Annotated in this window: 16 protein-coding genes and 19 pseudogenes; 12 read left to right on the top strand and 23 right to left on the bottom strand. The window is 73.6% G+C overall.

Annotated features, from left to right (window positions below; translation table 11 throughout):
* Window positions 1-2,961 precede the first annotated feature (2,961 nt).
* Entirely contained in the window at window positions 2,962-3,633 is a 672-nt protein-coding gene (locus UK94_RS05585; RefSeq protein ID WP_055748990.1) for a TetR/AcrR family transcriptional regulator, read from the top strand.
* A gap of 61 nt (window positions 3,634-3,694) precedes the next feature.
* On the opposite strand, the gene UK94_RS05580 is transcribed toward UK94_RS05585, so the two are convergent.
* From UK94_RS05580 to UK94_RS40955, 7 genes and pseudogenes are all read right to left on the bottom strand, one after another.
* Complete coding sequence (locus tag UK94_RS05580; RefSeq protein WP_055748989.1) at window positions 3,695-5,491, bottom strand: DUF6461 domain-containing protein; 1,797 nt, start codon at window positions 5,489-5,491, stop codon at window positions 3,695-3,697.
* 177 nt (window positions 5,492-5,668) lie between these two features.
* Window positions 5,669-5,851: a hypothetical protein gene (locus UK94_RS05575; protein WP_041939423.1), complete on the bottom strand. Its 183-nt coding sequence runs from the start codon at window positions 5,849-5,851 to the stop codon at window positions 5,669-5,671.
* A 189-nt stretch (window positions 5,852-6,040) separates the two neighbouring features.
* Window positions 6,041-6,656: pseudogene (locus tag UK94_RS40975) on the bottom strand (phosphoesterase); the annotation flags it as partial.
* Between the two features lies 1 nt (window position 6,657).
* Window positions 6,658-7,035: pseudogene (locus UK94_RS40970) on the bottom strand (phosphoesterase); the annotation flags it as partial.
* Between the two features lies 1 nt (window position 7,036).
* Window positions 7,037-7,159 (bottom strand): hypothetical protein (locus UK94_RS40965; protein ID WP_235486759.1); only part of this gene is annotated, 123 nt, incomplete at its 3' end.
* Window positions 7,160-8,016: 857 nt separating this feature from the next.
* Window positions 8,017-8,463, bottom strand: a pseudogene (locus tag UK94_RS40960) (PDZ domain-containing protein); the annotation flags it as partial.
* Between the two features lies 1 nt (window position 8,464).
* Window positions 8,465-9,087: trypsin-like peptidase domain-containing protein (locus UK94_RS40955; RefSeq protein WP_313949456.1), on the bottom strand; the 623-nt coding region annotated here is incomplete at its 3' end.
* Window positions 9,088-10,016: 929 nt separating this feature from the next.
* Here UK94_RS40955 and UK94_RS40950 point away from each other — a divergent pair.
* The 6 genes and pseudogenes from UK94_RS40950 to UK94_RS72895 form a co-directional block, all read left to right on the top strand.
* On the top strand, window positions 10,017-10,346 hold a 330-nt coding region (locus UK94_RS40950; RefSeq protein WP_235486620.1), incomplete at its 5' end, for a PfkB family carbohydrate kinase.
* Between the two features lie 333 nt (window positions 10,347-10,679).
* A pseudogene (locus UK94_RS40945) lies at window positions 10,680-10,806 on the top strand (LLM class F420-dependent oxidoreductase); the annotation flags it as partial.
* 1 nt (window position 10,807) lies between these two features.
* Window positions 10,808-10,918 (top strand): annotated as a pseudogene (locus tag UK94_RS40940) (LLM class F420-dependent oxidoreductase); the annotation flags it as partial.
* A 1-nt stretch (window position 10,919) separates the two neighbouring features.
* Window positions 10,920-11,609: TIGR03619 family F420-dependent LLM class oxidoreductase (locus UK94_RS05555; RefSeq protein ID WP_235486618.1), on the top strand; the 690-nt coding region annotated here is incomplete at its 5' end.
* A 578-nt stretch (window positions 11,610-12,187) separates the two neighbouring features.
* A pseudogene (locus tag UK94_RS40935) lies at window positions 12,188-12,714 on the top strand (FkbM family methyltransferase); the annotation flags it as partial.
* A gap of 1 nt (window position 12,715) precedes the next feature.
* Window positions 12,716-12,865 (top strand): annotated as a pseudogene (locus UK94_RS72895) (FkbM family methyltransferase); the annotation flags it as partial.
* 136 nt (window positions 12,866-13,001) lie between these two features.
* On the opposite strand, the gene UK94_RS05545 reads toward UK94_RS72895, so the two are convergent.
* The 7 genes and pseudogenes from UK94_RS05545 to UK94_RS05535 all read right to left on the bottom strand — a co-directional run.
* Entirely contained in the window at window positions 13,002-13,886 is an 885-nt protein-coding gene (locus UK94_RS05545) for an enoyl-CoA hydratase/isomerase family protein (protein WP_231861061.1), read from the bottom strand.
* Window positions 13,883-14,330: pseudogene (locus UK94_RS40930) on the bottom strand (LLM class flavin-dependent oxidoreductase); the annotation flags it as partial. The gene UK94_RS05545 and the pseudogene UK94_RS40930, both read right to left, overlap by 4 nt.
* A 1-nt stretch (window position 14,331) precedes the next feature.
* A pseudogene (locus UK94_RS40925) lies at window positions 14,332-14,577 on the bottom strand (LLM class flavin-dependent oxidoreductase); the annotation flags it as partial.
* A 1-nt stretch (window position 14,578) separates the two neighbouring features.
* Window positions 14,579-14,713, bottom strand: a pseudogene (locus UK94_RS40920) (LLM class flavin-dependent oxidoreductase); the annotation flags it as partial.
* 1 nt (window position 14,714) lies between these two features.
* A partial coding sequence (locus UK94_RS40915; protein ID WP_235486616.1) for an LLM class flavin-dependent oxidoreductase occupies window positions 14,715-14,929 on the bottom strand: 215 nt, incomplete at its 3' end.
* 94 nt (window positions 14,930-15,023) lie between these two features.
* Window positions 15,024-15,202, bottom strand: a pseudogene (locus tag UK94_RS72890) (PaaX family transcriptional regulator C-terminal domain-containing protein); the annotation flags it as partial.
* 1 nt (window position 15,203) lies between these two features.
* A partial coding sequence (locus tag UK94_RS05535; RefSeq protein ID WP_235486614.1) for a transcriptional regulator PaaX occupies window positions 15,204-15,860 on the bottom strand: 657 nt, incomplete at its 3' end.
* 197 nt (window positions 15,861-16,057) lie between these two features.
* Here UK94_RS05535 and UK94_RS05530 point away from each other — a divergent pair.
* Window positions 16,058-16,843 (top strand): annotated as a pseudogene (locus UK94_RS05530) (SDR family NAD(P)-dependent oxidoreductase); the annotation flags it as partial.
* A 1-nt stretch (window position 16,844) separates the two neighbouring features.
* Window positions 16,845-17,031 (top strand): annotated as a pseudogene (locus UK94_RS72885) (short-chain dehydrogenase); the annotation flags it as partial.
* A 313-nt stretch (window positions 17,032-17,344) separates the two neighbouring features.
* Here UK94_RS72885 and UK94_RS40910 read toward each other — a convergent pair.
* The 4 genes and pseudogenes from UK94_RS40910 to UK94_RS05520 form a co-directional block, all read right to left on the bottom strand.
* Window positions 17,345-17,625: pseudogene (locus tag UK94_RS40910) on the bottom strand (aldo/keto reductase); the annotation flags it as partial.
* 1 nt (window position 17,626) lies between these two features.
* Window positions 17,627-17,799: pseudogene (locus UK94_RS40905) on the bottom strand (aldo/keto reductase); the annotation flags it as partial.
* A 1-nt stretch (window position 17,800) separates the two neighbouring features.
* A partial coding sequence (locus UK94_RS40900; protein WP_235486612.1) for an aldo/keto reductase occupies window positions 17,801-18,316 on the bottom strand: 516 nt, incomplete at its 3' end.
* Window positions 18,317-18,441: 125 nt separating this feature from the next.
* On the bottom strand, window positions 18,442-19,614 hold the full coding sequence (locus tag UK94_RS05520) for a thiolase family protein (RefSeq protein ID WP_011605105.1): 1,173 nt from the start codon (window positions 19,612-19,614) through the stop codon (window positions 18,442-18,444).
* Window positions 19,615-19,819: 205 nt separating this feature from the next.
* Here UK94_RS05520 and UK94_RS40895 point away from each other — a divergent pair.
* The 3 genes and pseudogenes from UK94_RS40895 to UK94_RS40885 form a co-directional block, all read left to right on the top strand.
* Window positions 19,820-19,931 (top strand): annotated as a pseudogene (locus tag UK94_RS40895) (3-hydroxyacyl-CoA dehydrogenase); the annotation flags it as partial.
* A gap of 1 nt (window position 19,932) precedes the next feature.
* Window positions 19,933-20,093: pseudogene (locus tag UK94_RS40890) on the top strand (3-hydroxyacyl-CoA dehydrogenase); the annotation flags it as partial.
* Window position 20,094: 1 nt separating this feature from the next.
* Window positions 20,095-20,587 (top strand): SDR family NAD(P)-dependent oxidoreductase (locus tag UK94_RS40885; RefSeq protein WP_235486611.1); only part of this gene is annotated, 493 nt, incomplete at its 5' end.
* Between the two features lie 80 nt (window positions 20,588-20,667).
* On the opposite strand, the pseudogene UK94_RS72880 reads toward UK94_RS40885, so the two are convergent.
* From UK94_RS72880 to UK94_RS40870, 5 genes and pseudogenes are all read right to left on the bottom strand, one after another.
* Window positions 20,668-21,053, bottom strand: a pseudogene (locus tag UK94_RS72880) (hydrolase glyoxylase); the annotation flags it as partial.
* A gap of 1 nt (window position 21,054) precedes the next feature.
* Window positions 21,055-21,577: pseudogene (locus tag UK94_RS40880) on the bottom strand (MBL fold metallo-hydrolase); the annotation flags it as partial.
* 1 nt (window position 21,578) lies between these two features.
* Window positions 21,579-21,630, bottom strand: a 52-nt coding sequence (locus UK94_RS72875) for a hypothetical protein (RefSeq protein ID WP_268761223.1), incomplete at its 3' end; no start/stop codon positions are given.
* Window positions 21,631-21,948: 318 nt separating this feature from the next.
* On the bottom strand, window positions 21,949-22,725 hold the full coding sequence (locus tag UK94_RS40875) for an acyl-CoA dehydrogenase family protein (protein WP_268761222.1): 777 nt from the start codon (window positions 22,723-22,725) through the stop codon (window positions 21,949-21,951).
* Window positions 22,726-22,749: 24 nt separating this feature from the next.
* A partial coding sequence (locus tag UK94_RS40870) for an acyl-CoA dehydrogenase (protein WP_235486609.1) occupies window positions 22,750-24,108 on the bottom strand: 1,359 nt, incomplete at its 3' end.
* Window positions 24,109-24,449: the final 341 nt, after the last annotated feature.

The raw sequence follows: 24,449 nt of genomic DNA, 5'->3' as shown, positions 1-24,449 counted from the left end.
TCCCACAACGCGACGGCGAGGGCATCGACGGCGGTGCGTAGCTGTTTCCTGTCGAGGCTCTGGTGCGATCCGCGGGTGGGACGGCGGCGGTCGGCCTCGAAGCGCAACCACCGCTCGATCAGCGTGGCGTAGAGGTCCNCGGAGCTGATCGTCCCGTCGTCAGAGCGGGCGGCGAGCAGATCGCCCTCGGGCAGCTCGGCGATGAAGGACAACATCCGGGGATTCGCCGAGAGTCCGAGCAGGTCGCGGATGTCGTGGATGAGGCGAAGCCGCGCGTCGGCGCGCCACTCGGCCCGCTGCCGCCGCTCGGCCGCGTCGAACCCGTCGCTCGGCCAAGCCCCGCCGGGGTCGGCGCCGGTCCGCTCGGCGCGGGTGGACAGGCGGACGAGGTACTCGCGGATCTGACTCTCGTCGAAGTCGGCGAGCCGGATCAGCTTGCTGCCGGCGAGCTGGCGCACCCGCTCGCCGAACGCGGTCCGCCACTGGTCGTCCGAGGCGAAGTGCTGGGTGCGGCTGGTCAGCACGATCTTGGCCCGGCCGGACACCGCGTCGAGGATCATCCCCAGGTGCTCGGCGGCCCGGTCGAAGGTCACCCNCTGGGCCAGCTCGTCGAAGNCGTCGAACAGCAGCACCACCCGNCCGCGGTCCAGCATGCGCNGCACCGCGGACACGTTCGCGTCCGGCTCGCCGACCTTCGCCAGATGCAGTGCGAGCAGATGGTCCACGTGGTGGCTCTTCTCCAGGGCCCGCAGCTCGACCAACATCGGGACGACTTTGGGTAGTTCCAACGGCAGCACCCGGGCCAGTTCGTGCAGCAGGAACGACTTGCCGTGCCCGAACTCGCCGAGCACGAGCAGCATCCGCGCCGACTCCACGTCCAACCAGTCGACCATCGCGGTGAACACGTCGTCGGTGGGCCGGGTGCCCGGCGGATCGTCGAGCAGGACGTAGCGCTGCGGCACGTACAGCTCGGGCGGGTAACTCGGGTCCGCCGTCAGCCGTCGCGTCTGGCGCAGGACGTAGCCCTGCGGATCCCAGCGCCCTTCGAACTCGGCGAGGCTGCTCAGCCGGATGCCCTGCCGGNGGGCCCAGCGCCGCACCTCGGGTTCGGCGAACCCGGCGCCGTAGACGAGGTCCGACTCGACATAGCGGTCCCGCGCCTCGTACCGGGCATGGATCAGCCGGTGGAAGGTGCTGACCAGGGCCCGATCCGGGCGGCCGGGGCACAGCCCGACCGGCCAGACGCCGCGTTCGCCATCCCGTTCCCCGGTGACCTCCAGATGCAGCAGTGACACGGCCCGCTCACCGACCCGCGTCTCGACGGCGGGCTGCAGGACGACCGACGCGCCGGGGTACCGATCGGCGCAGGCGTCACGCACCCAGCCCACGAAGGACTCCGGCCGCTCCAGCCCCGGGAACTCCGGCCCCGGCGTTCCAGCGGCCTCGCCCAGGGTGCCGGGCTCGGCGCCAGCGCGCGGCTGGCCGGGCTGCGCCAGCTGGCTCCCCTCATTCAGATCTTTCCCCTCGCCCAGATCGCTCCCCTCGCCCGGCAGGCCGCCACCCGGCGGAAAGGGCGGCTGCCCGGCGGGGACGAGATGGCCGTCGAGGGCGCCGCGGAGTCCCCGCAGCAGCGCCCGGCGGGCATCGAGCTCATCGACGTCGAACAGGTCGATCCGGACGAGCGGGCTCAGCAGCCCCGGCGGTGCGCACAGCTCGACCCGGATCGGGATGAGGGTGCGCTCCCCGGGGTCGAAGCGCGCCTGCCACTCGGCGCCCGCCCCGGCGGAGCGCAGGAACGCCGCCGAGAGGACGAGCAGCACATGGTCGGCCCGGGCCAGGCAGCGGTCCAGCCACGCGACGACGTTCGTCCCTGGCACGGAATGCCAGGCCTGCACGTCCACCTGCCAGCCGGCCTCGCGAAGCTGCCAGGCGATCCATTCCGCCCACGCCTCGTTCTCGCGCACATAACTGACGAAGAATGTTCGCGTCGCCCTGCCTGGCCCATCGTCGTCCCCCGAAGCCACCCACAAAGGATCTCACCCCGACCTCGCGCGTGGGAGCGGGGTCGCTACGCCGGGTCAGTCGGCCGATGCGGAGGCACCGGTCAGTCGGGCGATCGCGGCGCGGACGGTGTCGACGTCGCCGAGGGCGATCTCGTGGCGGTCGCGGTCGCGGTCGGCGTGCAGGCGCCAGTGCGCGTCGGCGACGGCCTCGGGTGCGGCCGGGGAGCCGGGGGCGACGGGCGCGCCGATGGGGACGTGGCCGACCTGCACCCCACTGCGCTCGAGGGCCTCGGCGAGCGCGAGCACGTAGTTGCGCAGCCCGGCCGCGGCAAGACCGACGTTACCCAGGAAGGGAAAGGGGTGGATGGCCGAGATGCCCGAGGTGAACAGCAGGGTGCCGGCGCCGCGGTCGAGCATCCCCGGCAGGACCGCCCGCACAGCCGAGACGGCACCGAGCACGCTGACGTCCAGGGCGTCACGGGCGCTGTCGACGGTGACGTCCAGGACGGCCGTGACCCCGCGCCCGGCTCCCACGGCGTTGTAGACGAGCACGTCGACGGGCCCGTGGGCCCGCTCGACACCGGCGAGCGCGCCGGCGAGGGCTGCNGGATTCGCGGCGTCGGCCGGGTGGGCCGAGGCGGTGACGCCACGCTCGGCAAGTTCAGCGACGTGGCCGGTGAGGCGATCGGCATCGCGTGCGATCAGCGCCGGGTGGAACCCCTCCCGACCGAACCGCCGGGCGACCGCCAGGCCGATCCTCGGCCCCACGCCGACGATCACGATCGTGCCGGGTGAGGTGCGGGCCGACGAGGCGTCCGGCGGGTGTCCGTTCGCGGTGGTACTCATGCTGCTCTCCCTGGGTCGAGGCGGTCAAGATGAGGAATGGCCTCATCTTTCGGCGGTGACCCTAACACGAAGGTGAGGTCACTCCTCAGGTTATGGGCCTTACCATCGCCGCATGCCCACCGAGACCCGCGGGTCGTCCCGGCCGCTGCGCAGCGACGCGCGGCGCAACCGTGAGGCGCTGCTGGCCGCGGCGCGCACGGTGTTCGCGGCGCGAGGCGTCGACGCACCCCTGGAGGCGGTGGCGCAGCACGCCGGGTTCGCCATCGGCACCCTGTATCGGCACTTCCCCACCCGCGACGCGCTCCTCGACGTCATCGTCGACGAGAAGCTGCGGGCCTGGGTCGAGCTCGGTGAGCAGGCCGTGGCCCGCGACGACGCCTGGGAGGGGCTGGTCGCCTATCTGGAGGGGATCTGCGCGCTGCAGGCGGTGGACCGGGCGTTCAACGACGTCGCCTGCGGAGCCGTGCTGGCCGCCGACGGCTCGGCGCCGCAGCGGCGGCGGGTCGCCGACCTCGTCGACCAGATGCTCGCCCGCGCCCGGCAGGCGGGGGTGCTGCGCGCCGACTTCACGGTCACCGATCTCGCGCTGCTCGTGCTCGCCAACGCCGGCGTCGCCGAGTCCACGAGATCACTGCGCCCGACCCTGTGGCGGCGCCACCTCGCACTCGCCCTCGACGCGCTGCGCCCCGCCGCCGCCCACCCGCTCACGGAGCCGCCGGCCACCCCCGCCGAACTGCAACGGGCGCTGGTCGATCCCGCGACCGCGGGCCCACGGCGGCGCTGACCCTCTCGACCGCCCCCTCCTCCGCTCTCCGGGCGACCACCCGCCGTCGCGAAGGGGGCCGTCACCTGTCGCCGATGCGATGGGCGAGATCGCCGGTCCAGAGCCGGTCCAGATCGTCGGGCCGCAGCCCGTATCCGGTGAACCGCTCGACGACGAGCAGGCCCTTGGCGACCCGGTGCCGCCCGCTCGTCAGATCGATGCCGGCCAGGTAGGGCGCCGCCTCGGGGCCGGCCGCATAGTCCTGGGACAGCTCGCCCGCCGCGAGGATGTCCCCATCACGAGCCAGGGTCAGCCGGGTGACCGCGTTGACGTTCCAGAACATGCTCGCCGCGGGGCCGAGCCGGGACAGCGTGCGCATGATCGCCGGGTCGCTTCCCGCGAACCCGTTGTCCTCGGCCACCACGACCACGCCGGCCTCGGGCAGGGCGAGCGCCGCCACCCAGCCGTCGCGGTCCGGCAGGTCGATCAGGGAGACCAGCGATCGCCGGTGGCCGGGATCGGCGCCGAAGGCTCGCACCACGTCGGCCCGGTCGGCGCCGGCCACGATGGTGATGGTGGCGGCCTCCCGCAGCACGCTGGCGTAGATCCACCGCAGGTGGCCCTCGGTCGGCGCCGGCGGCTCCGGCTCGCCGCGCAGCCGGTGACCGAGCCGGTCGGTGCGGCGGCGGACGAATGGGGGCGCGGGCGGCGCGGGCCACACCCACACCTCGTAGGACTCGGTGCGGTTGGCGTCGTCGCGGCCGCGCGCGACGACCCGCAGCCGATGGTCGCCGGACCATGGCGGCGTCTGCTCCCGCAGGGCCGCGGCGGCGGGAGTACCGTCCGGGCTGACCACCGACGCGGACCCGACGTCGGCATGCCAGCTCACCTCGACGACCTCGTCCCAGTCTCGCAGGCTCCAGCCCCCGGGGCGCGGCGACTCTGGCGGCGGCGGCTCGGCCAGGACGCGTAACCGGACCCGGACGCTGCCGTCGGCCTGGCCGGTCCGGATCACCGCGCCACCGGGAACCACGGCAACCAGGCCGTTGGCCGCGAAGGCCGCGTCCGCGTCGACACCCGCCGGGAAGGGACCCTCGAAGAGGCCGAAACGGTAGCCGCGCACCTGCACCGACCCGACGCAGGAACGCGGGAGCCGGTACTCCGACCTGCGCCTGGCCAGCAGGGCCTCGCCATGGCCGGGCGGCATCGGCGCACCGGACAGGTACACGGCGGCGGCGCCGAGCCCGGAACCGACGACCGCGGGGGCGCTGGCGACAGAGCGCGCCAGGGCGGCAGTCGGCAGGACCGCCGCGGCGACGGCGACACCGAGCGCGACGTGCGCCGCACCGTGGCGCGCCGCGATCTCCGCCTCCGCCGCTCCGGGCGGCACGCCCGCGTCGGCGAGCAGGGGTTCGAGCACGGGATGCCGAGCCAGGACGGCGACCAGCGCGACGACGAGTTCCGTCGCCTCCGGCAGCGCCCGGTCGAGGCGGCGCACCGCGCGCACCGCCTCGCCGTCGGGATCGGTCGTCCCGACCCGCTCGTCGACCTCGAACCGCCGCGGCGGCCGGAGGTCGGGCAGGCCCGGCACCGGCGCGAGCCGCAGGCCGTCCACGGCGAGCTCCAACGCGCCGAGCAGCCGATCCGCGAACGGCGCGCCCAGCGCACGCAGGGCTCCCAGCACCGCGGAACTTCCGGACCCCCCGCGGCGTAGAGGTCCGGCGGGACCGGGCCTGCCGCCCGGACCGCCCCGGACGGCCGGCGCGGCCGCGCCGAGGCGGCCGACCACAGCCGCAGGCACGGCCGGTACTCGCTCGGCAAGCTGCGGCAACACCTCGGCCACGACCTCGGCGAGTACCTGCGTCACCTCGCCGCTCACGCCGCCCAGTCGCCCGGGACCCGCTCGGCCGAACTCAGTTTGCNCTCCCCGCGCCGAACGCCGCAGGCTCTGCTCNTCGTCCGTCATCCGCCCCACTCCCACCGAATTCGTCAGCGCCTGACTCCACCTGGCGAGCAGGCTAGGCGCAGGGTCCGACAGAATTTGNGCACAGTGGGTTCACAGGTCGTCCATGCGCACGTCCGGAGCCGTGATGGGCACAGCGAAACCGTCGGTGCGCGATCTGTTGCCACGGATGAACCACTCGCAGGCAGCCGTTCGCCGGCGGAACCGGCGCGGCCGCGTCTCCACCACCACACCGACGCCGATCTCGACCGGACGCACCGGTGTCAGGGCCGCCACCGGGCAAACCGGCGGCGCCGAGGTGACTCGGCGGTGGGCTCGTCCTCCATCGAGGGAGCGCGGAAACCGCTGAGGGCCGAAGTCGGTTGACAGTACGTGGTGCACACCCAGATAGCCGGAGTCGTTGACTCAGGGACGCGGCGTGCGGCGAGGGAGACGGGTCCTCGCCGCACGCCGGGCATCCCACCGTCAGCGGTGACGGGGGACGGGGCGCTTGAGGACGACGCGGTCGAACTCGGTGCCGTGCTCGTCGACGCCGCGCACGGTCAGCGTGGACGCGCCGCCGGGCAGGCCCGGCGCCGAGTCGACGGCGACGAACGCGTAGTTGTCGAAACGGGTCCGCGACCAGGAGATGGCCTCGGGGGTCTTCGTCCCGTCCGGCGACCAGACGTAGCTGTTCGGCACGACGTTCGAACCCGCCGGGGCCGGCTTGCCGCGGTAGTTCTCCACCTCACCGGTCTGGAACTGGTAACGCGGGCGGCCGGCGCTGCCCGCGGTGATGTAGATGGTGCCGTCCTTGGCCGGTTCGATGGTCGACCCGTCGGGCGCCTCGCGGGTCGGGGCGTTGCCGCGGATCGGGTCGGAACGCTCGAAGAGGTGGTTGTGCCCCTGGAGCACCAGGTCGACCTGGTAGGTGTCGAACAGGGGCGCCCACGCGCCGCGGACCCCGCCGTCGCTGGCGTGCTGCGACGTCGTCGAGTAGGCGCAGTGGTGGAAGAAGCAGACGATGAAGTCGATGTCGGGGTCGTTGCGGTAGCCCTTGAGCGTCCGCTCCACCCAGGACGTCTGCGCGCCGCCGGAGTAGNCGGTGTTCGTCTTGATCTCGAAGCTGACGTCGTTGGCGTCCAGCGAGAGCACCGCGACGTTGCCGTAGACGAACGAGTACACGCTCGGGCAGCCCTTGGGCCCGTCGCCGGGCAGGTCGAGGCGGGCCGCGTGGCCGCCGTAGCCGTGCGGCGAGTACAGCGCCTCCATGTCGTGGTTGCCGGTGGCGAACATCCACGGGCTGCGGGCGCTGGAGAGCTCGATGTCGGCCAGGTAGACGTCCCAGACCGTCGGGTCGTAGTTGTCGAAGCCCGCCGGCGGCTGGCCGGTGGTGGTGCGCTGCGGCGGCTTGCCCGCCCCGGACGGGTCGGCGTAGCAGATGTCGCCGGCGAGCAGGTGGAACGCCGGGTCCTGGCGGGNGATCGCCGCGGTGATCGCGGAGGCGTGCGCGACGGTCGGCTCGTTGTCCGGCTTGTAGTAGTCGTCGTCGAAGACGCCCTTCGGGTCACCCGGCGGGGTGGTGTTCGACCCGTGGTCGCCCATCATCGTGAACCGGAACGNCCCGCCGTGGCGGCCCTTCGCGTGCCCGGTGCGCACCGCCTGCACCGGGGTCGCCGCGCCGCCGGGGATGCGGAACCGGTAGTAGTACTCCCGGCCCGGGGCGAGGCGGTCGAAGGCGGCGTGCACGTAGAACTGCTCGACGCTGAGGATCGATCCGTCGACCTGCGGCACCTGGGACAGCAGCGGCCGGACCTCGGCCTCGACGGTGCCGCCGAGGGCGCGGGTCGGGCCGACGTCGACGAGGATCCTGCCGCGGCCGGGGTTACGGGTCAGCTGCGCGGCCAGGCGGAGCTGACGCGCCGGGTCCGCGCCGAACGCGGTGTGCCGGCCGCCGACGAGCAGGGGGCTGTCCGCCGTGGTGGCGGCGTAGGCGGCCCGGCCGAACGGGGTGGTGCCGAGGGTCGCGGCGCCCGCGCCGGCCAGGCCGCCGAGCAGCAGCCCGCGGCGGCTCACCGGCCGGCGGCGCAGAAAGGTCTGGAGCCACTCGTGCTGCTCCGCGATGGTCATGTCCTGGGCGATGTTCGNCGGAACGCCGGAAGCGACCACTTCGTTGGGAGGACTCACTGGCATGGCGCTGAACGTTAGGCCCGCCGCATGCGGAGCGCCCCAACGGCAAGGTGGCCGCCGGTCGAAATATGCGTAAACACGCCGGCCGTTCACGCAGCTCGGTCGTACCGGCCGGCGCNCATTTCCCGGTCCTCGGTTCCCCGCCCGGGCGGATGTTCCCGGTCACCGCACGTCACGTCGGAACCTCACGTCCAAACATCACGTCCAAACCTCACGTCCAAACCTCACGTCCGACGTCACGTCGGGACGTCACGTCACATCACGTCGGGACGTCACGTCGGACGGTCGGTGACGGTCACGTCGATCTTCATGTTCCTCCCGTCGCGGTTGACGGTCAGGGTGACCGTTTGGCCCGGATCGACGGTCCGCAGGTCGGCCGAGAAGTCCTCGACGGAGGTGACCGCCCGGCCGTCGAACGAACGGATGACGTCGCCGGGCCGCACGCCGGCCCGCGCCGCGGGACCGCCGCCGACCACGCCGATCACCAGCGCACCGCTGCGGACGGCCAGGCCGAGCTGGTCGGCGATCTGCGAGGTGAGCGTGACGGACTGGATCCCGACGAACGCGTGCCGCACGGAACCGGTGCGCAGAAGCTGGTCGACGGCGTCGACGACGGTCGCCGACGGGATCGCGAACCCGAGCGAGACCGCGCCGCTCTGCGGGGGCACGTAGGCCTCGGTGACGCCGACGACCCGTCCCTCGGCGTCCAGCAGCGGGCCNCCGGAGTTCCCCGGCGAGATCGCCGCGTCGGTCTGGATGAGATCGACCCGCGGACCGGCCGCCGCGGCCTGCCCACCGGACCCGCCCTGCCCACCGGATCCACCCGAGCCGCCCTGACCGCCGTCCCCGCCCGGGCCGCCCTGCCCGTCGACGCCGGGCAGCGTGCGGTTGACCCCCGAGATGATCCCGGCGGTGACGCTGTTCTCCAGGCCGAGCGGGCTGCCGATGGCGATCGCGAGCTCACCGAGGCGGGGCTGCTGCTCGCGGAACTTCGCCGCCGGCAGCCCGGTGCGCTCGACCTTCACCACGGCGATGTCGCTGATCGCGTCCGCGGCCTGCACCTTGCCCGGCACGCGCCGACCGTCCGCGAAGGCGACCTCGACCGCCCCGCCTGCGGCCGAGGCCACGACGTGCTGGTTGGTGACGATGACGCCGTTGGAGCGGTAGACGATCCCGCTGCCGAGCCCGTCGCCCACGAGGATGGTGACCACGGAGGGCTCCACGTCGGCCACGACGTCCGGCACCACGGACAGCGCCCCGGCGGCGGCCGGCGGCTGGCCCTTGGCCGGCGGTACACCGGAGCGCCCACCCTGCCCGACGAAGGCGATGAGGGCGACGAGCACCACGATCACGGCCCCCACCCGCGACCACGCTCTGCGTACGACCCGATGCACAACATCCCTGTACCCGGTTTCGCCCCAGCGCAGATCCTCCGGCGGGGATGAGACTTCCCCCGCCACCGCGCGGGGCCGGCCGTCACCGGCAGGTCGGCGATCACCGTGGACGCCCCGACTGCGGGATCTGCCAGGCCCGAGAAGGAAATACCAGAGGCACACCCTGNCGCTGCTAGGATATGGCTGGACAAAATCGCGCCGATCACGTGAGGTCAGTGATCGCATCTGGCCGCCTGACTCGGCGTCGGGAGTCCGGGAGTGTCGAGAACCCTTGCACAGGATGGCGAACGGTCTTGGCGGGTAGGGTCTTCGTCTTCGGCAGCCTCAATATGGACATTGTGGCCTCCGTGCCGCTGCTGCCCGTTCTCGGCGAGACGGTTGCCAGCACCACCATGACCTTTCTTCCTGGCGGCAAGGGCGGGAACCAGGCTGTTGCCGCAGCCCGCGCGGGAGCTCCCACGTCGATGATCGGTCGAGTCGGCGAGGACGCCTTCGGTCGGACTCTGCGCAGGTTTCTGGCGGACAACGGTGTCGATGTCGCCCGGGTGGAGTCCGTCGGCGACCGACCCACCGGCACCGCTCTGGTCACGGTCGATACGGCCGGCGACAACACGGTGGTCATCTCCTCCGGGGCGAACGACACCCTTGCTCCCGCCGCGGTCGACGTTTCCGGACTAACGCCCGAGGATGTGGTCGTGGCCCAGTTCGAGTCGCCCGTNAGCGCGGTCTCGACCTTCCTGGCGGCGGCCGGCTCCCGCGGTGCGACCACAGTGCTGAATGCGGCGCCAGCCAGGGACCTGCCGCCCGATCTCGAGTCGTCCGTGGACATTCTCGTCGTGAACGAGAACGAACTCGCGACGCTTTCGGGTCGGCAGGTNGACTCGGAGTCGCCGACCTCCGCCATCCTGTCGGCGATCACTGCGGTGCCGGGGTCCCGCGCGGTCGCCACGATCGCCACGGTGGGCAGCAGGGGGGTCGTGGGCAGGCTCGGCGACCTGGACTACGCCCTGCCGGCGCGCCCGGTGCGGGCGGTCGACACCGCCGGAGCCGGCGACTGTTTCGTGGGCGTGCTCGCCGCGCGGATCGCCGCCGGCGATGATCTCGGTGTCGGGATCCGCCACGCGAACACCGCGGCCTCGCTGTGCGTGCAACGGCCCGGCGGGGCGCCCGCGATGCCGACCTGGGACGAGATCGAGCGCTCCGCATAGCGCGGCCGAAGCCAGTGCCGTGGCCGCGGCCACCGGACCCCGACACGCCGGCCGGCACGGGCACGGGCGCTGCCGCGGACGCGGACACGGTGCGTGCAGTGCGGATGGTCGCCGATCCCGTCCGAACCGCAATGTCCACCGATCGGCACGCGAACGTATGTACTTGACCACATTCGGCGGGCCGGGAAGGCTCGGTGCGGTCAACACGTCGAACGTCCGGGGCCCGGCACCGACGGGCGCGCGGCGGCGCGGCGACGCGGGGCCGGCGACGGGCCGCGCCGGAGCCCCCGCGTCGGCGCGGGGGACCAGCGAGCGCCAGCGGAGGTCAGCGCCATGAAGTACGTCGCGGAGTTAGTGCTCGACGCGGGATGCCGGCCCGGGGCCTTCTCGGCCCGCCGGCTCGCGCGGATCGCGCGGCGCATCGAGGAGGCGGGCTACGACGCCATCGCCGTCAACGATCNCCTCGCCCCCTCCCGCAAGTGGTACGAGGCCGGCGGCCACGACGCCTACGAGCCGTTCGGGCTGATGGCCTATCTGGCCGCCGTCACCGAACGGGTGCGGCTGATGACGTTNGCGGTCGTCGTCCCGCACCGCAACCCGTTCGCGCTGGCCAAGTCGGTGGCGACCACCGACGCCCTGTCCGACGGCCGGCTCGACCTCGGGGTCGCCGTCGGCTACCTGCGCTCGGAGTTCCTGGCCCTCGGCGCGGACTTCGACGAGCGCAACGAGCTGTTCGACGAGGCGCTCGCCGTCCTGCGCGGGGCGTGGACGGCGAGCAGCGTCTCGGCACGGGGCCGGCACTTCGACGGCCTCGACCAGGTTCTCGCCCCCGCTCCCGTGCAGCTTCCGCACCCGCCGCTGTGGATCGCCGGCAACAGCGCCCGCGCCCGGCGCCGAGCGGCCGCCTGGGGGCAGGGGTGGGCCCCGCTGTCCATCGACGATCTCGGCGCCCGCACGATCCGGTCGGTGTCGATCCCGACCGTCGACGACCTGCGCCGGGCCGCGCGGACGCTGCGCGCCGACACGGTCGTCGCCGGGCGGGACCCGGCCGAGGTCGGCCTGTGGGCGACCACCAGCGACAGCGCCGCCGCCGGCCGCGACGAGCTCGACCCCGGCGCCCACCTGGACCACCTCGTCGAGCTCGCCGAGCTCGGCGCCAGCCACTTCACAGCGACGTTCCACCTCGACGACACCGACGGCGCCGAGCGTGCCGTCGACACCTACGCCGAGCGCGTCCTCGCCGCCGCCGGTCTCCCTCGCTGACCACGGCCCCACCGAGCACAGCCCCGCCGACCACGGCGCTCCCCCGGCCGGGCTCCTCGCACCCGGGCGGGGCATTTCTGTTCGCTTCCCCGACGGTCGAATTTTGCAGAACAGCAAGCACCATCATTCACCGNAATGAGCCCTCCGCATTGACTGTGATCTGAATCACAGTTGCGATTATGCGTGACGCATCCACCTGTCCGCCCTAGTCTGCCCGTGTCATCAATTCCATCGCCCGTCCAGGTGACCGCGACGGGCATTCGCCGATTCGCACGGGTCACGTCGATTCACGTGGGTGTCGCCGATTCGGGTAGGCGGCATCGATTCGCACGGGTGGCGTCGGTTTACGGGGGTGGAAAGTGTCGGGAGCCGAGAGGGCGCAGCGCATCGCCGGGAGTGCCAGGGCGACGCTGCGGCGGAACAAGCGGCTGCGGGGCGGTGTGGTCGCGGCGAAAGACGCCTTATGGCAGGCCCGGGTCTCGCTGGACGCGGCGCGGCGCGGGGCGGTCGTCGTCGAGGACGAGTACGGCATCACCCTGCTGGTCCCCGCCGACGAACGCGCCCACCTGCGCTCGCTCATGCGCCGCCCGGGCGACCGGCCGGCGTTCGCCCTGATGGACCGGCTGCTCGGCGCCGGCGACGTGGTGTTCGACGTGGGCGCCAACATCGGCGTCTACAGCGTCCACGCCCGGCGGCGCACCGGGGCGGCCGGCCGGGTCTACGCCTTCGAGGCGGTGCCCGCCACCGCCGACCGGCTCGTCCAGACCCTCGCGCTCAACCGGTCCGCGGATGTCACGGTCGTGCGCGCCGCCGTCACCGACACCCCGGGCACGGCGACGATGAACGTGTTCCCCGACCCCGCGTCCGGGTGGAACTCGCTCGGCAGCCACCCGATGTTCACCTACGACGGCAGGGCGATCCGGCCGAGTGAGGTCGTCGAGGTCCCGGCGCTGACCCTCGACGGGTTCGCCGAGCGGGAGGGGATCGAGCGGGTGGCGCTGTGCAAGGTCGACGTCGAGGGCTTCGAGCGCCAGGTCTTCGCCGGTGCGGCCGGGCTGCTGGCGCAGCGGCGCATCGGCGTCGTCTGCTTCGAGATCAGCGAGGANCCGCTCGTCGGCGAGGGCGGCACCCCCTCGGAGGTCTTCGACGCGCTCGACCGCCACGGCTACCGGACCTTCCGCCACGACGAGGCGAGCGACACCCTCGTCGGCCCGATCGACCCGGCCGTCGAGGACAAACGCCTCGCCGCCGAGTCCNTCCGTCCCTACGTGGCGAACTACTTCTCCACCGTGGACGAGGCGCTGCTGACCACCTGACGGCCCGCCGCCAGCCCTGACCGGCCGTCACCCGGCCCGCCGGGAACCTCCCGCGCCGACGGCCCGCGGCGGACGGTCAGGAGTCGGTCCAGCGAGGCTCGCGCCGTTCGAGGAAGGCGGCCACCGCCTCCGGGTTGTCCGCGGTGGTGGAGGCGAGGACCTGGGTGCGGTTCTCCAGGTTGATCGCCGCGTCCAGACCGGGGATCTCCAGCGTCGACCACATCACCTGCTTGGTCATGTAGACGCCGAACGGCGAGTTGGCGCGAATGAGCCGCGCGGTCTCCAGCGCGCGCTCCAGCAGCGCGTCGTCGGGCACGACGTCGACGACGAGGCCGATGCGCAGCGCCTCCTCGGCGTCGATGATCCGGCCGGTGAGCAGCAGCTCGTGCGCCCGCCCGACGCCGACGACCCGGTTGAGCAGCCAGCCGGTGCCCATGTCGCAGCCGGACAGCCCGACGCGGGCGAACGCCGCGGAGAAGCGCGCCGACGCGGCGGCGAGGCGGACGTCGCAACCGAGCGTGAACGCCAGTCCGCCGCCGGTCGCCGGCCCGTTGACCGCCGCGATCACCGGCTTGGACAGCGCCCGCAGCCTGCTCGTCGTCCGCGAGTACTGCTCCTGGATCTGGAAGGTGCCGACGGGGCCTGGCCGCGGCTCGAACGGCTCGGGGATGTCCGGATCCCCGCCGCGCAGGTCGGCGCCGGCGCAGAAGCCACGGCCCGCGCCGGTCAGGATGACCACCCGGCAGGACCGGTCCGCGTCGACCTCGTCGAGGCGGCGGTGCAGCGCGTCGACGAGCGCCGGGGTGATGGCGTTGAGCCGCGCGGGCCGGTTGAGCCGCAACAGCGCCACGCCATCCTCGACGACTTCCCGCTGCACCAGATCCACCCCGGCCCCGCCGTCCACCCCAGCACCACCGTCCACCCCGGCCCCGCCGTCCACCTCGCCGCCAGGCGCGGTCACCGCGGCGCGCCGCTGGTCGCCGGGTCGGCGCCGAGGGCGGGCACGGCGCGCAGCGCACCGACCAGCTCGCGGACCTCGTCGGCGCCGAGCGACGGCGGCGGGGTGAACGACAGTCGCGTCGCCAGGCCGGCGAAGCGCTCGGCGATGCGGGCGGGGACCTCGGCGGGCGGGGCGACGACGGCGAACGCCTCGACGACGTCGTCGTCGATCAGGGTGGCCATCTCCGCCCACCGGTTCTGCTTCGACAGCACCGTGAGCTCGGCCCCGAGCTCACCCCAGCCGTGCAGGTCGAGCACCGGGCGGTAGGCGGGCGTCGAGCCGTAGAACGAGATCTGCCCGCGGATCGTCGCCAGGCCCTCGACGATCTCCTGCTCGGTTCCGGTGGCGAGGAAGGCGCCGGCGACGACGTCGAAGCCGGTCAGGTCACCCCCGGCGCGGCGGCGGNCCTCGGCCAGCGCCGGCAGGGTGTGCTCCCGGATCCAGCGCGCGGTGGTGAAGCCGTGGCAGAGGAAACCGTCGGCGACCTCGCCGGCGACCCGGGTCATCACGTCGCCGACGCCGGCCAGCAGCACCCGCGGCGGCCCGTAGGGATGCGGCGCCGGGACGAACGTCGGCGGCATCAGCGTGTGCCGGTAGTACTCGCCCTCGAACGACAGCGGCGTCCCGTCCGCCCAGCTCGACCACGCGGCCCNCATCGCCAGGATGAACTCGCGCATCTGCGGCCCCGGGCGGCCCCACGGCATCGAGAACCGCCGGGTGATGTGCGCCTTGACCTGCGACCCCAGCCCGAGCACGAACCGGCCGCCGGAGAACCGCGCCAGGTCGTGNGCGGTGTAGGCCAGCGACATCGGCGAGCGGGACAGCGCCACCGCGATCGACGTGCCCAGCTCGATCGTCGACGTGGCGTCGGCGGCGAGCGTCAGCGGCAGGAACGGATCCTGGTTGACCTCGGACGCCCACACGCCGTCGTAGCCGGCCTCCTGCGCCGCGCGGGCGTTGCGGGTCGCCTGCTCCAGCGTGCCCAGGGCTCCGTCGATCTTCATACCCAACCTCCACAGGGCGCGCCGGCGGCCACCCGGCCGCGGCCGTCCGTCGACAGGGAAGCTAACAGAACCCGTCTGCTGCGGCCATCGGTTGTTATCTGTCGATGCCGAGCGCATGGCGGACCTGTGCGCTCGCGCGCCCGTCGAGGCCGCCGTGGGCGGTGGCGTAGGTGTCGACGACCCGCTCGCGCAGGGCGCGGGCGTCGGCCGGCAGGAACTCGGGGGGCAGCTCCGGGTCCCGGTAGACGAGTTCGCGGTAGTCGTGGGTGAGCCNCATCCACCACAGCAGCGCGTCCGGCCCGGTCAGGGCGTCGCGGGAGACGGCGGTGCACAGCGGCGCGAAGCGGGCGACGAAAGCACTGTAACGCTGAGTGAGCGAACCGAGGTCCCAGCAGCGGTGCAGGATCGCGTCGACGTCGGCGAGCGCCGAGGGGCGGCCGACGAACACGTCCACCAGGCCGGCCAGGTCCAGTGACTCGACCAGGTCCTTGACCTCGTCCTCGCAGGCCCGCGCGGCGACCCAGGTCGTCTCCCGCAGCCGGCCGAAGCCGAGGTAGGCCAGCGCGCTCTTCATCCGCCGCCGGGTCGAGCGCAGCTCGTCGGGCACCGAGGCGAGCACGATCGTCCACGAGCCGTCCCAGCCCACCGACCGGCCGAAGCTCTCCACCCGGCCGCCGACCGAGGTGACCGTCTCGGCCATCTGCCGGCCGAGCCGGTAGCTGGTCTGCCGGCCGTCGCGGCGGCGTTCGAGCGAGCCGTCCGCGCACAGCCGCGACAGCCCCACCCGGGTCGCGCCCGCCGCGTAGCCGGCGGTGGCCAGCAGGTCGACGAGGCCCGCGCCGGACGCGAACGGACGCGCCGGCAGCGCGGTGCCGATCAGCAGCGGCACCCAGCTCTGCGCCGACACGCCCGGAAACTCACCGGCCGTCATCACCGGAGTGTAACGGCGCTTCGGCCAGCGCCCGCCCGGCCGCCGGGGCGGACCGATTGACGCGCGGGCCCGGGCGCGCCTAGAACACCGAACATGAACCGTATGCGACGTCACAGCCGACGAGGCCAGGAGCCCCGCCGTCCGTCCGGGGCGGCGAGGTGAGCGCCGGCACCGGCCGNCTCGCCGGTCGTACGGCGATCGTCACCGGGGCCAGCCGGGGCCTGGGCCGGGCCATCGCCCTGGCCTTCGCCCGCGAGGGCGCCGCAGTCGCCGTGGTCGCGCGCACCGAGGCGCAGTGGGACGCGCGCCTGCCCGGCACCGTGCACGAGGTCGTCGAGGAGATCGTCAAGGACGGCGGCCGGGCGCTGGCCGTCCCCGCCGACCTGTCCCGGCCCGCCGACGTCGAACGCATCGTCGAGGTGACCCGCGCCCGACTCGGCCCCGTCGACCTGCTGGTGAACAACGCCGCCCTGACCGTCCCGGGCCGCCCGCCCGCGCAGCCGCAGCCGCAGTCGCAGTCGCAGCCCGGCTTCCCCCCATCCGGCAGCGCCGCACCCGGCACGCCGGCCGCGCCGAGCACGCCGGCCGCGCCGCGGGAGGGCGCCACGCCGGCAGGGCCGGACGGTACGCCGGCGGCGGGAGCGTCGGGCCAGGCACCGCCGGCGCCGGCCGGCACGGGTGCCGGAGTCCCTGCGGCGCCGGCACCGTCCGGGGCGCCGGGGCGGATGCCGGGCTGGGCGTCGTTCCTGAACTTCCCGCTCAAGGGCCTGCGGATGCACTTCGAGATCGGGCTGTTCGCCTCCTACCGGCTCATGCAGCTCGTGCTCCCCGACATGATCGACCTGGGCCGGGGATCGATCGTGAACATCAGCTCGGTGGCCGGGTTCATCCCCGGCGAGGGGCCCTACGCCGCGCCCGGCACGCCCGGCCCGATCGCCTACGGCGGCAACAAGGCGGCGCTGCACCACCTGACCCAGGCCGTCNCGATCGAGGCGCAGGCCTACGGGATCGCGGTGAACGTGCTCTCGCCGTCGGAGCCCGTCATCACCCCCGGCAACCTGGTCGCCGCCGCCGGGGAGTCCGACTGGGCCAGCCCCGAGGAGTTCGCCGAGGCCACCGTCCTGGTCGCCCTCGCCGATCCGGCGACGACCAACGGCCAGCTGCTGTGGAGNGACGACGTGCTGCACCCCGACCTTGGCCGCCGCGGCTGGCTGCGCCCCACCTAGCCGCGCGGCGAACCGACAGCGGCCTTTCGCGGCCAGATGCCGGCCAGATCATGCCGAGGTCACAGCACGGTTCTGCCCCCGAAAACCGTGCCGGACCCTCGGCATGATTCTGTGCCTGACCGATGACGTTCGGTGTGATGGCCGGCGCGATGCCCCGCCCGGCCCCAACGCCGTCTGGTGCCGGCCTGGGTGGCGGCCCGGACGGGGCGCACCGCAACGCCGCCCCGCGCGGCCGGCAGGTGCCGCCCACGGTGGCGGCTAGGCGAAGCCGGCGACGGGGTGGGGGGTGTAGGGCTTCTCGAGCTGGGCCCGCTCGTCCTCGGTGAGGTCCAGCTCCACGGCGGCGACGGCGTCGTCCAGGTGGGAGAGCTTCGTCGCCCCGATGATCGGCGCGGCGACCTGGGGGCGGCCGAGCAGCCAGGCGAGCGCCACCTGGGCGCGGGGCACGCCGCGGTCGGCGGCGATGCGCGCCACCTCGTCGACGACGGCCCGGTCGCCCTCGACGTAGAGCGTGCGGCCGAACTCGTCGGTCTCGGTGCNCGCGGTCGTCGCGTCCCAGTCGCGGGTCAGGCGGCCGCGGGCCAGCGGGCTCCACGGGATCACGCCGACGCCCTGGTCGGCGCACAGCGGGAGCATCTCCCGCTCCTCTTCCCGGTAGATCAGGTTGTAGTGGTTCTGCATCGCCGCGAACCGGGTCCAGCCGTGGGCGTCGGNGACGAACAGCGCCTTGGCGAACTGCCACGCGTACATGGACGAGGCGCCGATGTAGCGGGCCTTGCCGGCCTTCACCACGTCGTGCAGGGCCTCCAGCGTCTCCTCGATCGGGGTGCGCGGATCCCAGCGGTGGATCTGGTAAAGGTCGACGTAGTCGGTGCCGAGCCGCTTCAGGCTCGCGTCGATCTCGCTCAGGATCGCCTTGCGGGACAGGCCGCGGCCGTTCGGGCCGCGCCGCATCGGCCCGTGGACCTTGGTGGCCAGCACGATCTCGTCCCGGTTGGCGTACTCGGCCAGCGCCCGCCCGGTGATCTCCTCGCTGCTGCCGGCCGAGTAGACGTTCGCCGTGTCGAAGAAGTTGACGCCGGCCTCGATCGCCCGGCGGAAGAACGGTCGGGCGGCGTCCTCGTCCAGCGACCACGGGTGGGCGCCCCGGCCCGGATCGCCATAGCTCATGCAGCCCAGACAGATGCGGGACACGTCCAGCCCCGTCGAGCCCAGCTTCGTGTACTTCACCGCGCCTCCTGACTTCGTCGCCGGCCCGGCATCGTCGTCGGCCCGGCATCGTCGCGCCGGTGCCCGGTCACGCGTCCACGGGGAGCGCGACCGGGCACCGGCAGCCGGCCTACATCCTGCCGGGATCAGACCTCGATGAGGACGGCGCCGCCCTGGCCGCCGCCCGCGCACATCGCGGCCACGCCGATGCCACCGCCGCGGCGGCGCAGGTCGTGCAGCAGCGTGATGATCATACGGGCGCCGGAGGCGGCCACCGGGTGACCGAGGCTGCAGCCGGAGCCGCTGATGTTGACGGTGTCCTCGTCGAGGCCGAACTCCTTGACCGCGGCCACCGGCACGGACGCGAACGCCTCGTTGATCTCCCAGAGAGCGACGTCCTTCGTCGTCAGCCCGGCGCGGCCGAGCACCTTGGAGATCGCCTCCAGGGCGCCGAAGCCCATCCGGCGCGGTTCGACGCCGGCCGCCGCCCACGCGCGGACCTTCGCCAGCGTCGGCAGGCCCTCGGCGGCGGCGATGTCGGCGCCGACGAGGGTGACCGCGGCGGCCGCGTCGTTGACGCCGCTGGAGTTACCCGCGGTGATGTTGAAGCCCGGGATCTCCGGGTGCAGGACCTTCAGCGACGCCAGCTTCTCCAGCGTGCTGGAGCGGCGCGGGTGCTCGTCGACGGCGAACTCGCGGAACGACCCGTCCGGCGCCTGCACCTTGATCGGCACGATCTCGTCGACGAAGCGGCCCTCGTCGATCGCGGCGACGGCGCGCTGGTGGGAGCGGAACGCCCAGGCGTCGAGCTCCTCCCGGGTCAGCCCCGCCTCCTTCGCGGTGTTCCAGCCCACCGAGATGGACATGTCCATGTTCGGGGCCTCGGGCGAGTCCGGGTGGGTCGCGGGGATCCAGTCCTCGAACTGGTCGGCGGTGCCCAGGACGCGGCGGGTCAGCTTCGGCCCAGTGGACGTCGCCTGCACGCCGCCGGCGACGATGATCTTCTCCATCCCGCTGACGATGCCGGCGGAGCCGTTGCCGATCGCGGTGAGGCTGCCGGCACAGTGCCGGTTCACGGCCTGCCCGGGGACGCTCGTCATCCCGAGGACGACCGCGGCGTACCGGGCGAGGTCGCCGCCGCCGTACATCGACTCGGCGAAGATGACGTCGTCGATGCGGGCCGGGTCGAGGCCCGAGCGGCGCACGGTCTCGCGCAGGACCACCTCCGCCAGCTCCTCGCCGGTGGTGTTGACCAGCGAGCCCTTGAAGGCCGTGCCGATCGCCGTGCGCGCCGCGCTGACGATGACGGGATCTGACATGACGGTCCACCTTTCACAGGGTGAGGGCTTCCAGCGGAACGCCCCCGGACAGGAACTATGGTAAGCATTACCGAGATACCGACAGTAATACAGCGGGATGGAGCCGTGAGTTGACGATAACGTCACCTTGCGGCCGGACGCCCCTGATGACGACCGCCTCCGCCGGCCACCCCTGCGGGACACCGGCGGCCCCGAAGGAGGAACCATGGATCTCACAGGAGCGTCCGCGCTGGTCGTAGGCGGAGCGGGAGGCTTCGGCGAGGCCACCGTGCGCCGGTTCGTGCAGGCCGGCGCCAAGGTCGTCATCGCCGACCTGGNGGCGGACAAGGGCAAGACCCTCGCCGACGAGCTCGGCGAGCAGGCCGTCTTCGTCCCCACCGACGTCACCAGCGACGAGTCCGTCGAGGCCGCGATCGCCGCCGCCGTCGAGCTCGGTCCGCTGCGCGCGGCGGTCGTCGTGCACGGCGGCCCGGCGGCCGNCAAGCGGCTGGTCAACCGGGCGGGCCAGGCCTACCCGGTGGAGACCTTCCAGCGGACCATCGACATCTTCCTCGTGGGGACGTTCCGGGTGGTCAGCAAGGTCGCGGGGGCGATGTCGCAGAACGAGCCGCTGGACTCCAACCAGCGCGGCGTCATCATCACCACGGCGAGCATCGCCGGCTTCGAGGGCCAGGTCGGCCAGACCGACTACTCGGCGGCCAAGGGCGGCGTCATCGGGTTCAACCTCACCGCGGCGCGCGACCTCGCCCCCACCGGCATCCGGGTCGTCTGCATCGCCCCGGGCACCTTCTTCACCCCCGCCTACCGGATGGAGGAGGCCGAGGCCCAGGCCAAGTGGGGCCCCGGCGTGCCGAACCCCAAGCGGATGGGCCACGCCGACGAGTACGCCAAGCTCGCCCTGTCGATCGTCGACAACGACTACATCAACGGCGAGACGATCCGCATCGACGGGGCGCAGCGCTTCAACATCTGATCCCACCCGGCTGATCCCACTCGGCGGATTCCACCCCAGCTGGTCCCACCCCAGCTGGTCCCGCCCAGCGCCGATCCCACTCAGCGCAGCAGCGCTTCGACGAGGAGGCCGGCCTCGGCCGCGGGTCGCCAGGCGTCGACCTGGCCCGGGCCGGCCTCCTCGCCACCCGCCCCGCCGGTGAGCAGGCCGCGGCGTTCGAGGTGCAGCAGGTGGGCGTAGGTCTCGCCGACCGCCGAGCGGCGCACGATCCCCTGCGACTCGCTCCACGGCCGCGACCAGGTCAGCCGCTCGGCGACCGCCATCGTCGTCGGACCGTCGAGGTCGACGACCGCCTCGACGACCTCGCGCAGCCGCGCCCGGTGATGGGCCTGAAGCTGGCGCACCCGGGCGCCGAGGCCGCGGAAGCGGTACTCGTGGGCGGGCAGCACCTCGTCGACCGGCATGTCCTCGATCGCCGCGAGCGAACNCAGGTACTCCCCGAGGGTGTCCGCGCGCACCCGCGGCGACGGGCTGATGTTCGGGCTGATCCGCGGCAGCACGTGATCGCCGGTCAGCAGCACGTTGTGCTCCTCGTGGACGAAGCACAGGTGGCCGGGGGTGTGCCCGGGGGTCCACAGCGCCCGCACCGCGACCGCGTCGCCGAGCGGGCGGTCGCCGTCCTGGAGCAGCACGTCCGGCGGATCGCGCCACTCGGGCGGCTCGTCGCCCTCGGGGAACAGCGCGTCGATCTCCGCGGCCGGCATGCCGCGGCGGCGCAACCAGATCCGGTCGGCGGTGCGGAACTCGGCGATGCTGGCGAACTGGTGGGAGGCCGCCACCTCCAGTTCGTGGATCATGACGGGGGCGCCGGACTCCCGCCGGATCCGCCGGGCGAGACCGAAGTGGTCGGCGTGGCCGTGGGTGATCAGCACCGCGCTGACGTCGCCGATCTCGTGGCCGGTGGCGCGCACGCCCGCGACGAGGCCGTCCCAGGCGTCCTCGCTCGGCCAGNCGGTGTCGACGAGAACAGGCCCGCGCCGGGTTTCCAGCAGGTAGGCCAGCACGTACCGCAACGGGCTCTGCGGGAACGGGGTCGGCACCGACCACAGGCCCGGTCGGACCTGCTCCACCGGCGGCAGGACCCGGTCCCGCCAGGCCTGCTGCTGCACCTGCCCGGTGACGATGAACGCCTGGTCGTCGACCGTCACGCTGGCGCCTCCTAGCGCTGGGATGCCGTCGGGCCCGGCCGCGCGCCGACGACCGTCGCGTGCCCGCGACGGTCGTCGGCGCCGGCGGACGACGGCGGCGGGAAGGGATGGTGCGGCGGCAAGGGACGGCGCCAGGAAGGGACTGCGCCGGCGGGTAGGGACGGGCGGCGGGCCTCAGCGCATGTTGGGTTCCCGGGGCAGGCCCAGGATCCGCTCGGCGATGACGTTGCGGCCGACCTCGGAGGTGCCGCCGGCGATGGTGAGCGCCCGGGCGAACAGGTAGCGGTAAGCGAGGTCGGCCTCCGCTCCGGTCACCCCGGTGGCGCCGGCGATGGTCATGCCGAGCTCGGTGACGTGCTGGGCGTGCTCGGCGGACAGCAGCTTGCTGACGTTGCCCTCGGGCGACGGCTCGCTGCCGGCGACCGCACGCTCGACCTGGCGCAGGTTGATCAGCCCCATGGCGGCCTCGACGGCGACGAGCCGGCCGACGCGGCGGGCGAGCTCGACGTCCCCGGCGGCGTAGCGGGCGTGCAGGTCGACGAGGCCGACGGCGGTGCGGCCCTCGTCCGCACCGCTGCCGGCGCCGATCGTCACCCGCTCGTTGCCCAGCGTCGCGCGGGCCACGAGCCAGCCGGCGTTGACCTCCCCGACGACGTCGGCGTCGGGCACGAAGACGTCGTCGAAGAAGACCTCGTTGAACAGCGCGTCGCCGGTGATCTCGCGCAGCGGCCGGACCTCGACGCCGGGCGCGGTCAGGTCGACCGCGACCGCCGTGATGCCCTTGTGCTTGGGGGCCGTCGGGTCGGTGCGGACGGTGGCCAGGCCGCGGTTGCAGTTCTGCGCGTCCGACGTCCAGACCTTCTGCCCGTTGATCTTCCAGCCGCCCTCGACCCGCTCGGCGCGGGCCTGCACGGCGGCGGCGTCGGAGCCGGCGTTCGGCTCGCTGAACAGCTGGCACCAGCGCAGCTCGCCGCNCAGGCTCGGCAGCACCCAGCGCTCGATCTGCTCGGGCGAACCCTTCTGGGTCAGCGTGAGCAGCACCCAGCCACCGATGCCGAGGTTGGGCACCTCGACGCCGGTGAACTCCTCCTCGATGACGAGCTGTTCGGCGGCGCTCGCCTCGCGGCCCCACGGCTTCGTCCAGTGCGGCACCAGGTAGCCGCTCTGGACGAGCAGCTCGCGGCGTTCGCCCTCGGCGGCGGCGTGGTAGCGCTCCACGAACTCCCGGGCCTCGCGCCGGTACTGCTCGGCCTCGGGCGGCAGCTCCACGGCCAGCGCGCGGCGGGCGCCGTCGCGGGTCAGCGCGTAGACGTCGTCCTCGGCGCCCTCGACCGGGCCGGCGAGCGCGGCCAGCGTCGCCGCGCGCCGCAGGTACAGGTGGGCGTCGTGCTCCCAGGTGAAGCCGATGCCGCCGTGGATCTGGATGTTCATCCGGGCGTTGTGCTGGTAGGACGACAGCGCCACCGCGGCGGCGACGGCCGCGGCGAGCTCGGCCTCCGCGCCGCCGGCGGCGACCCGGGCGGCGTCCCAGGTGGCGGCGGTGGCGAGCTCGGTGGCGACGAGCATGTTGGCCAGGTGGTGCTTGACGGCCTGGAAGCCGCCGATGATGCGGCCGAACTGCTCGCGGACCTTGGCGTAGTCCAGCGCCATGTCCAGGGTGGCCCGGGCGCCGCCGACCGCCTCGGCGGCGGCGACGACCCGCAGGATGCGCACGGCCGCGGCCCGCCCGCCGCGCAGCAGGCCGGCCGGGTGCGCCGCGACGGCGGACAGGCCGAGGCCGGCCAGCCCGAGCGACGGGTCGAGCGCGCTCGTCGGGCGCAGCGTCAGACCCGCGGCGTCGGCGGCGACCACCGCGAGATCGTCGCCCACCGGCACCAGGTGGATGCCGGCCCAGACCGCGCCGAGCGCCGCCGGCGCCTCGCCGTGCAGCGCGCCCGCCGCGTCCGCGGTGACCGCGCCGATCGGGGAGAACGAGGCGATGACCGAACCGTCGGCGAGCCCGGGGAGCAGCTCCGCCTGCTGCTGCGGCGAGCCGACGGCGGCCACGACGGCGGAGGCCACGACCGTGGGCAGCAGCGGACCGGCGGCGGCACAGCCACCCAGACCCTCGGCGATGATCGCGAGCTCGGCGAGGCCGAACCCGGAGCCGCCGTGCTCCTCGGGCAGGTGCAGGCCGAGCCAGCCGAGGTCGGCGATCTGCTTCCACTGCGGGCCGACGGCGCCGGGACCGCCGTCGAGCGCCCGCCGGGCCGCCGCGCGCAGATCGTTCGCGTCGGCGAAGGTGCGGACCACCTCGGCGAGGGCCTTGTGGTCGTCGCTGATCGCCAGGGCCATCGTGTCTCCCTCCAGCGGGCTTTCGTCACCACACCGCCGAGCGGCGCGGCCGGCCCACCGACCATGATTTGTAAACCTAACCGTAAGCCTTTCGAACAGGCTCCGTCCACGGATCCCGATCGGATCCCGACGCACCGGCCATCCGCAGGGAGCCGACTCGACCTGGGCGGCCGGGTGCGGGCACCCGGATCGACACCAGGCACGCTAACCGTGAGCCATGCCGCGAGTCGATCGATACCGGCCGATGGCCACCTCGGGACCAGCCACGGGACCAGTAGGCGGATCAGTCCGGGCTTGATCCGGCCGGCCCGGCTCCGGCCCGGGCTCGGGCTCGGGCTCGG

Source organism: Frankia sp. AvcI1, from assembly GCF_001420875.1.
GTDB classification, from domain to species: Bacteria; Actinomycetota; Actinomycetes; order Frankiales; family Frankiaceae; genus Frankia; species Frankia alni.
Note: the sequence above shows the minus strand (reverse complement) of the source record. Positions and strands in the feature narration are given on the sequence as shown.

Bases quoted from the DNA above. Each gene is read 5' to 3' on its own strand.
- UK94_RS05520 (WP_011605105.1), bottom strand. From the start codon at position 19,614: ATGTCAGATCCCGTCATCGTCAGCGCGGCGCGCACGGCGATCGGCACG.
- UK94_RS05585 (WP_055748990.1), top strand. From the start codon at position 2,962: ATGCCCACCGAGACCCGCGGGTCGTCCCGGCCGCTGCGCAGCGACGCG.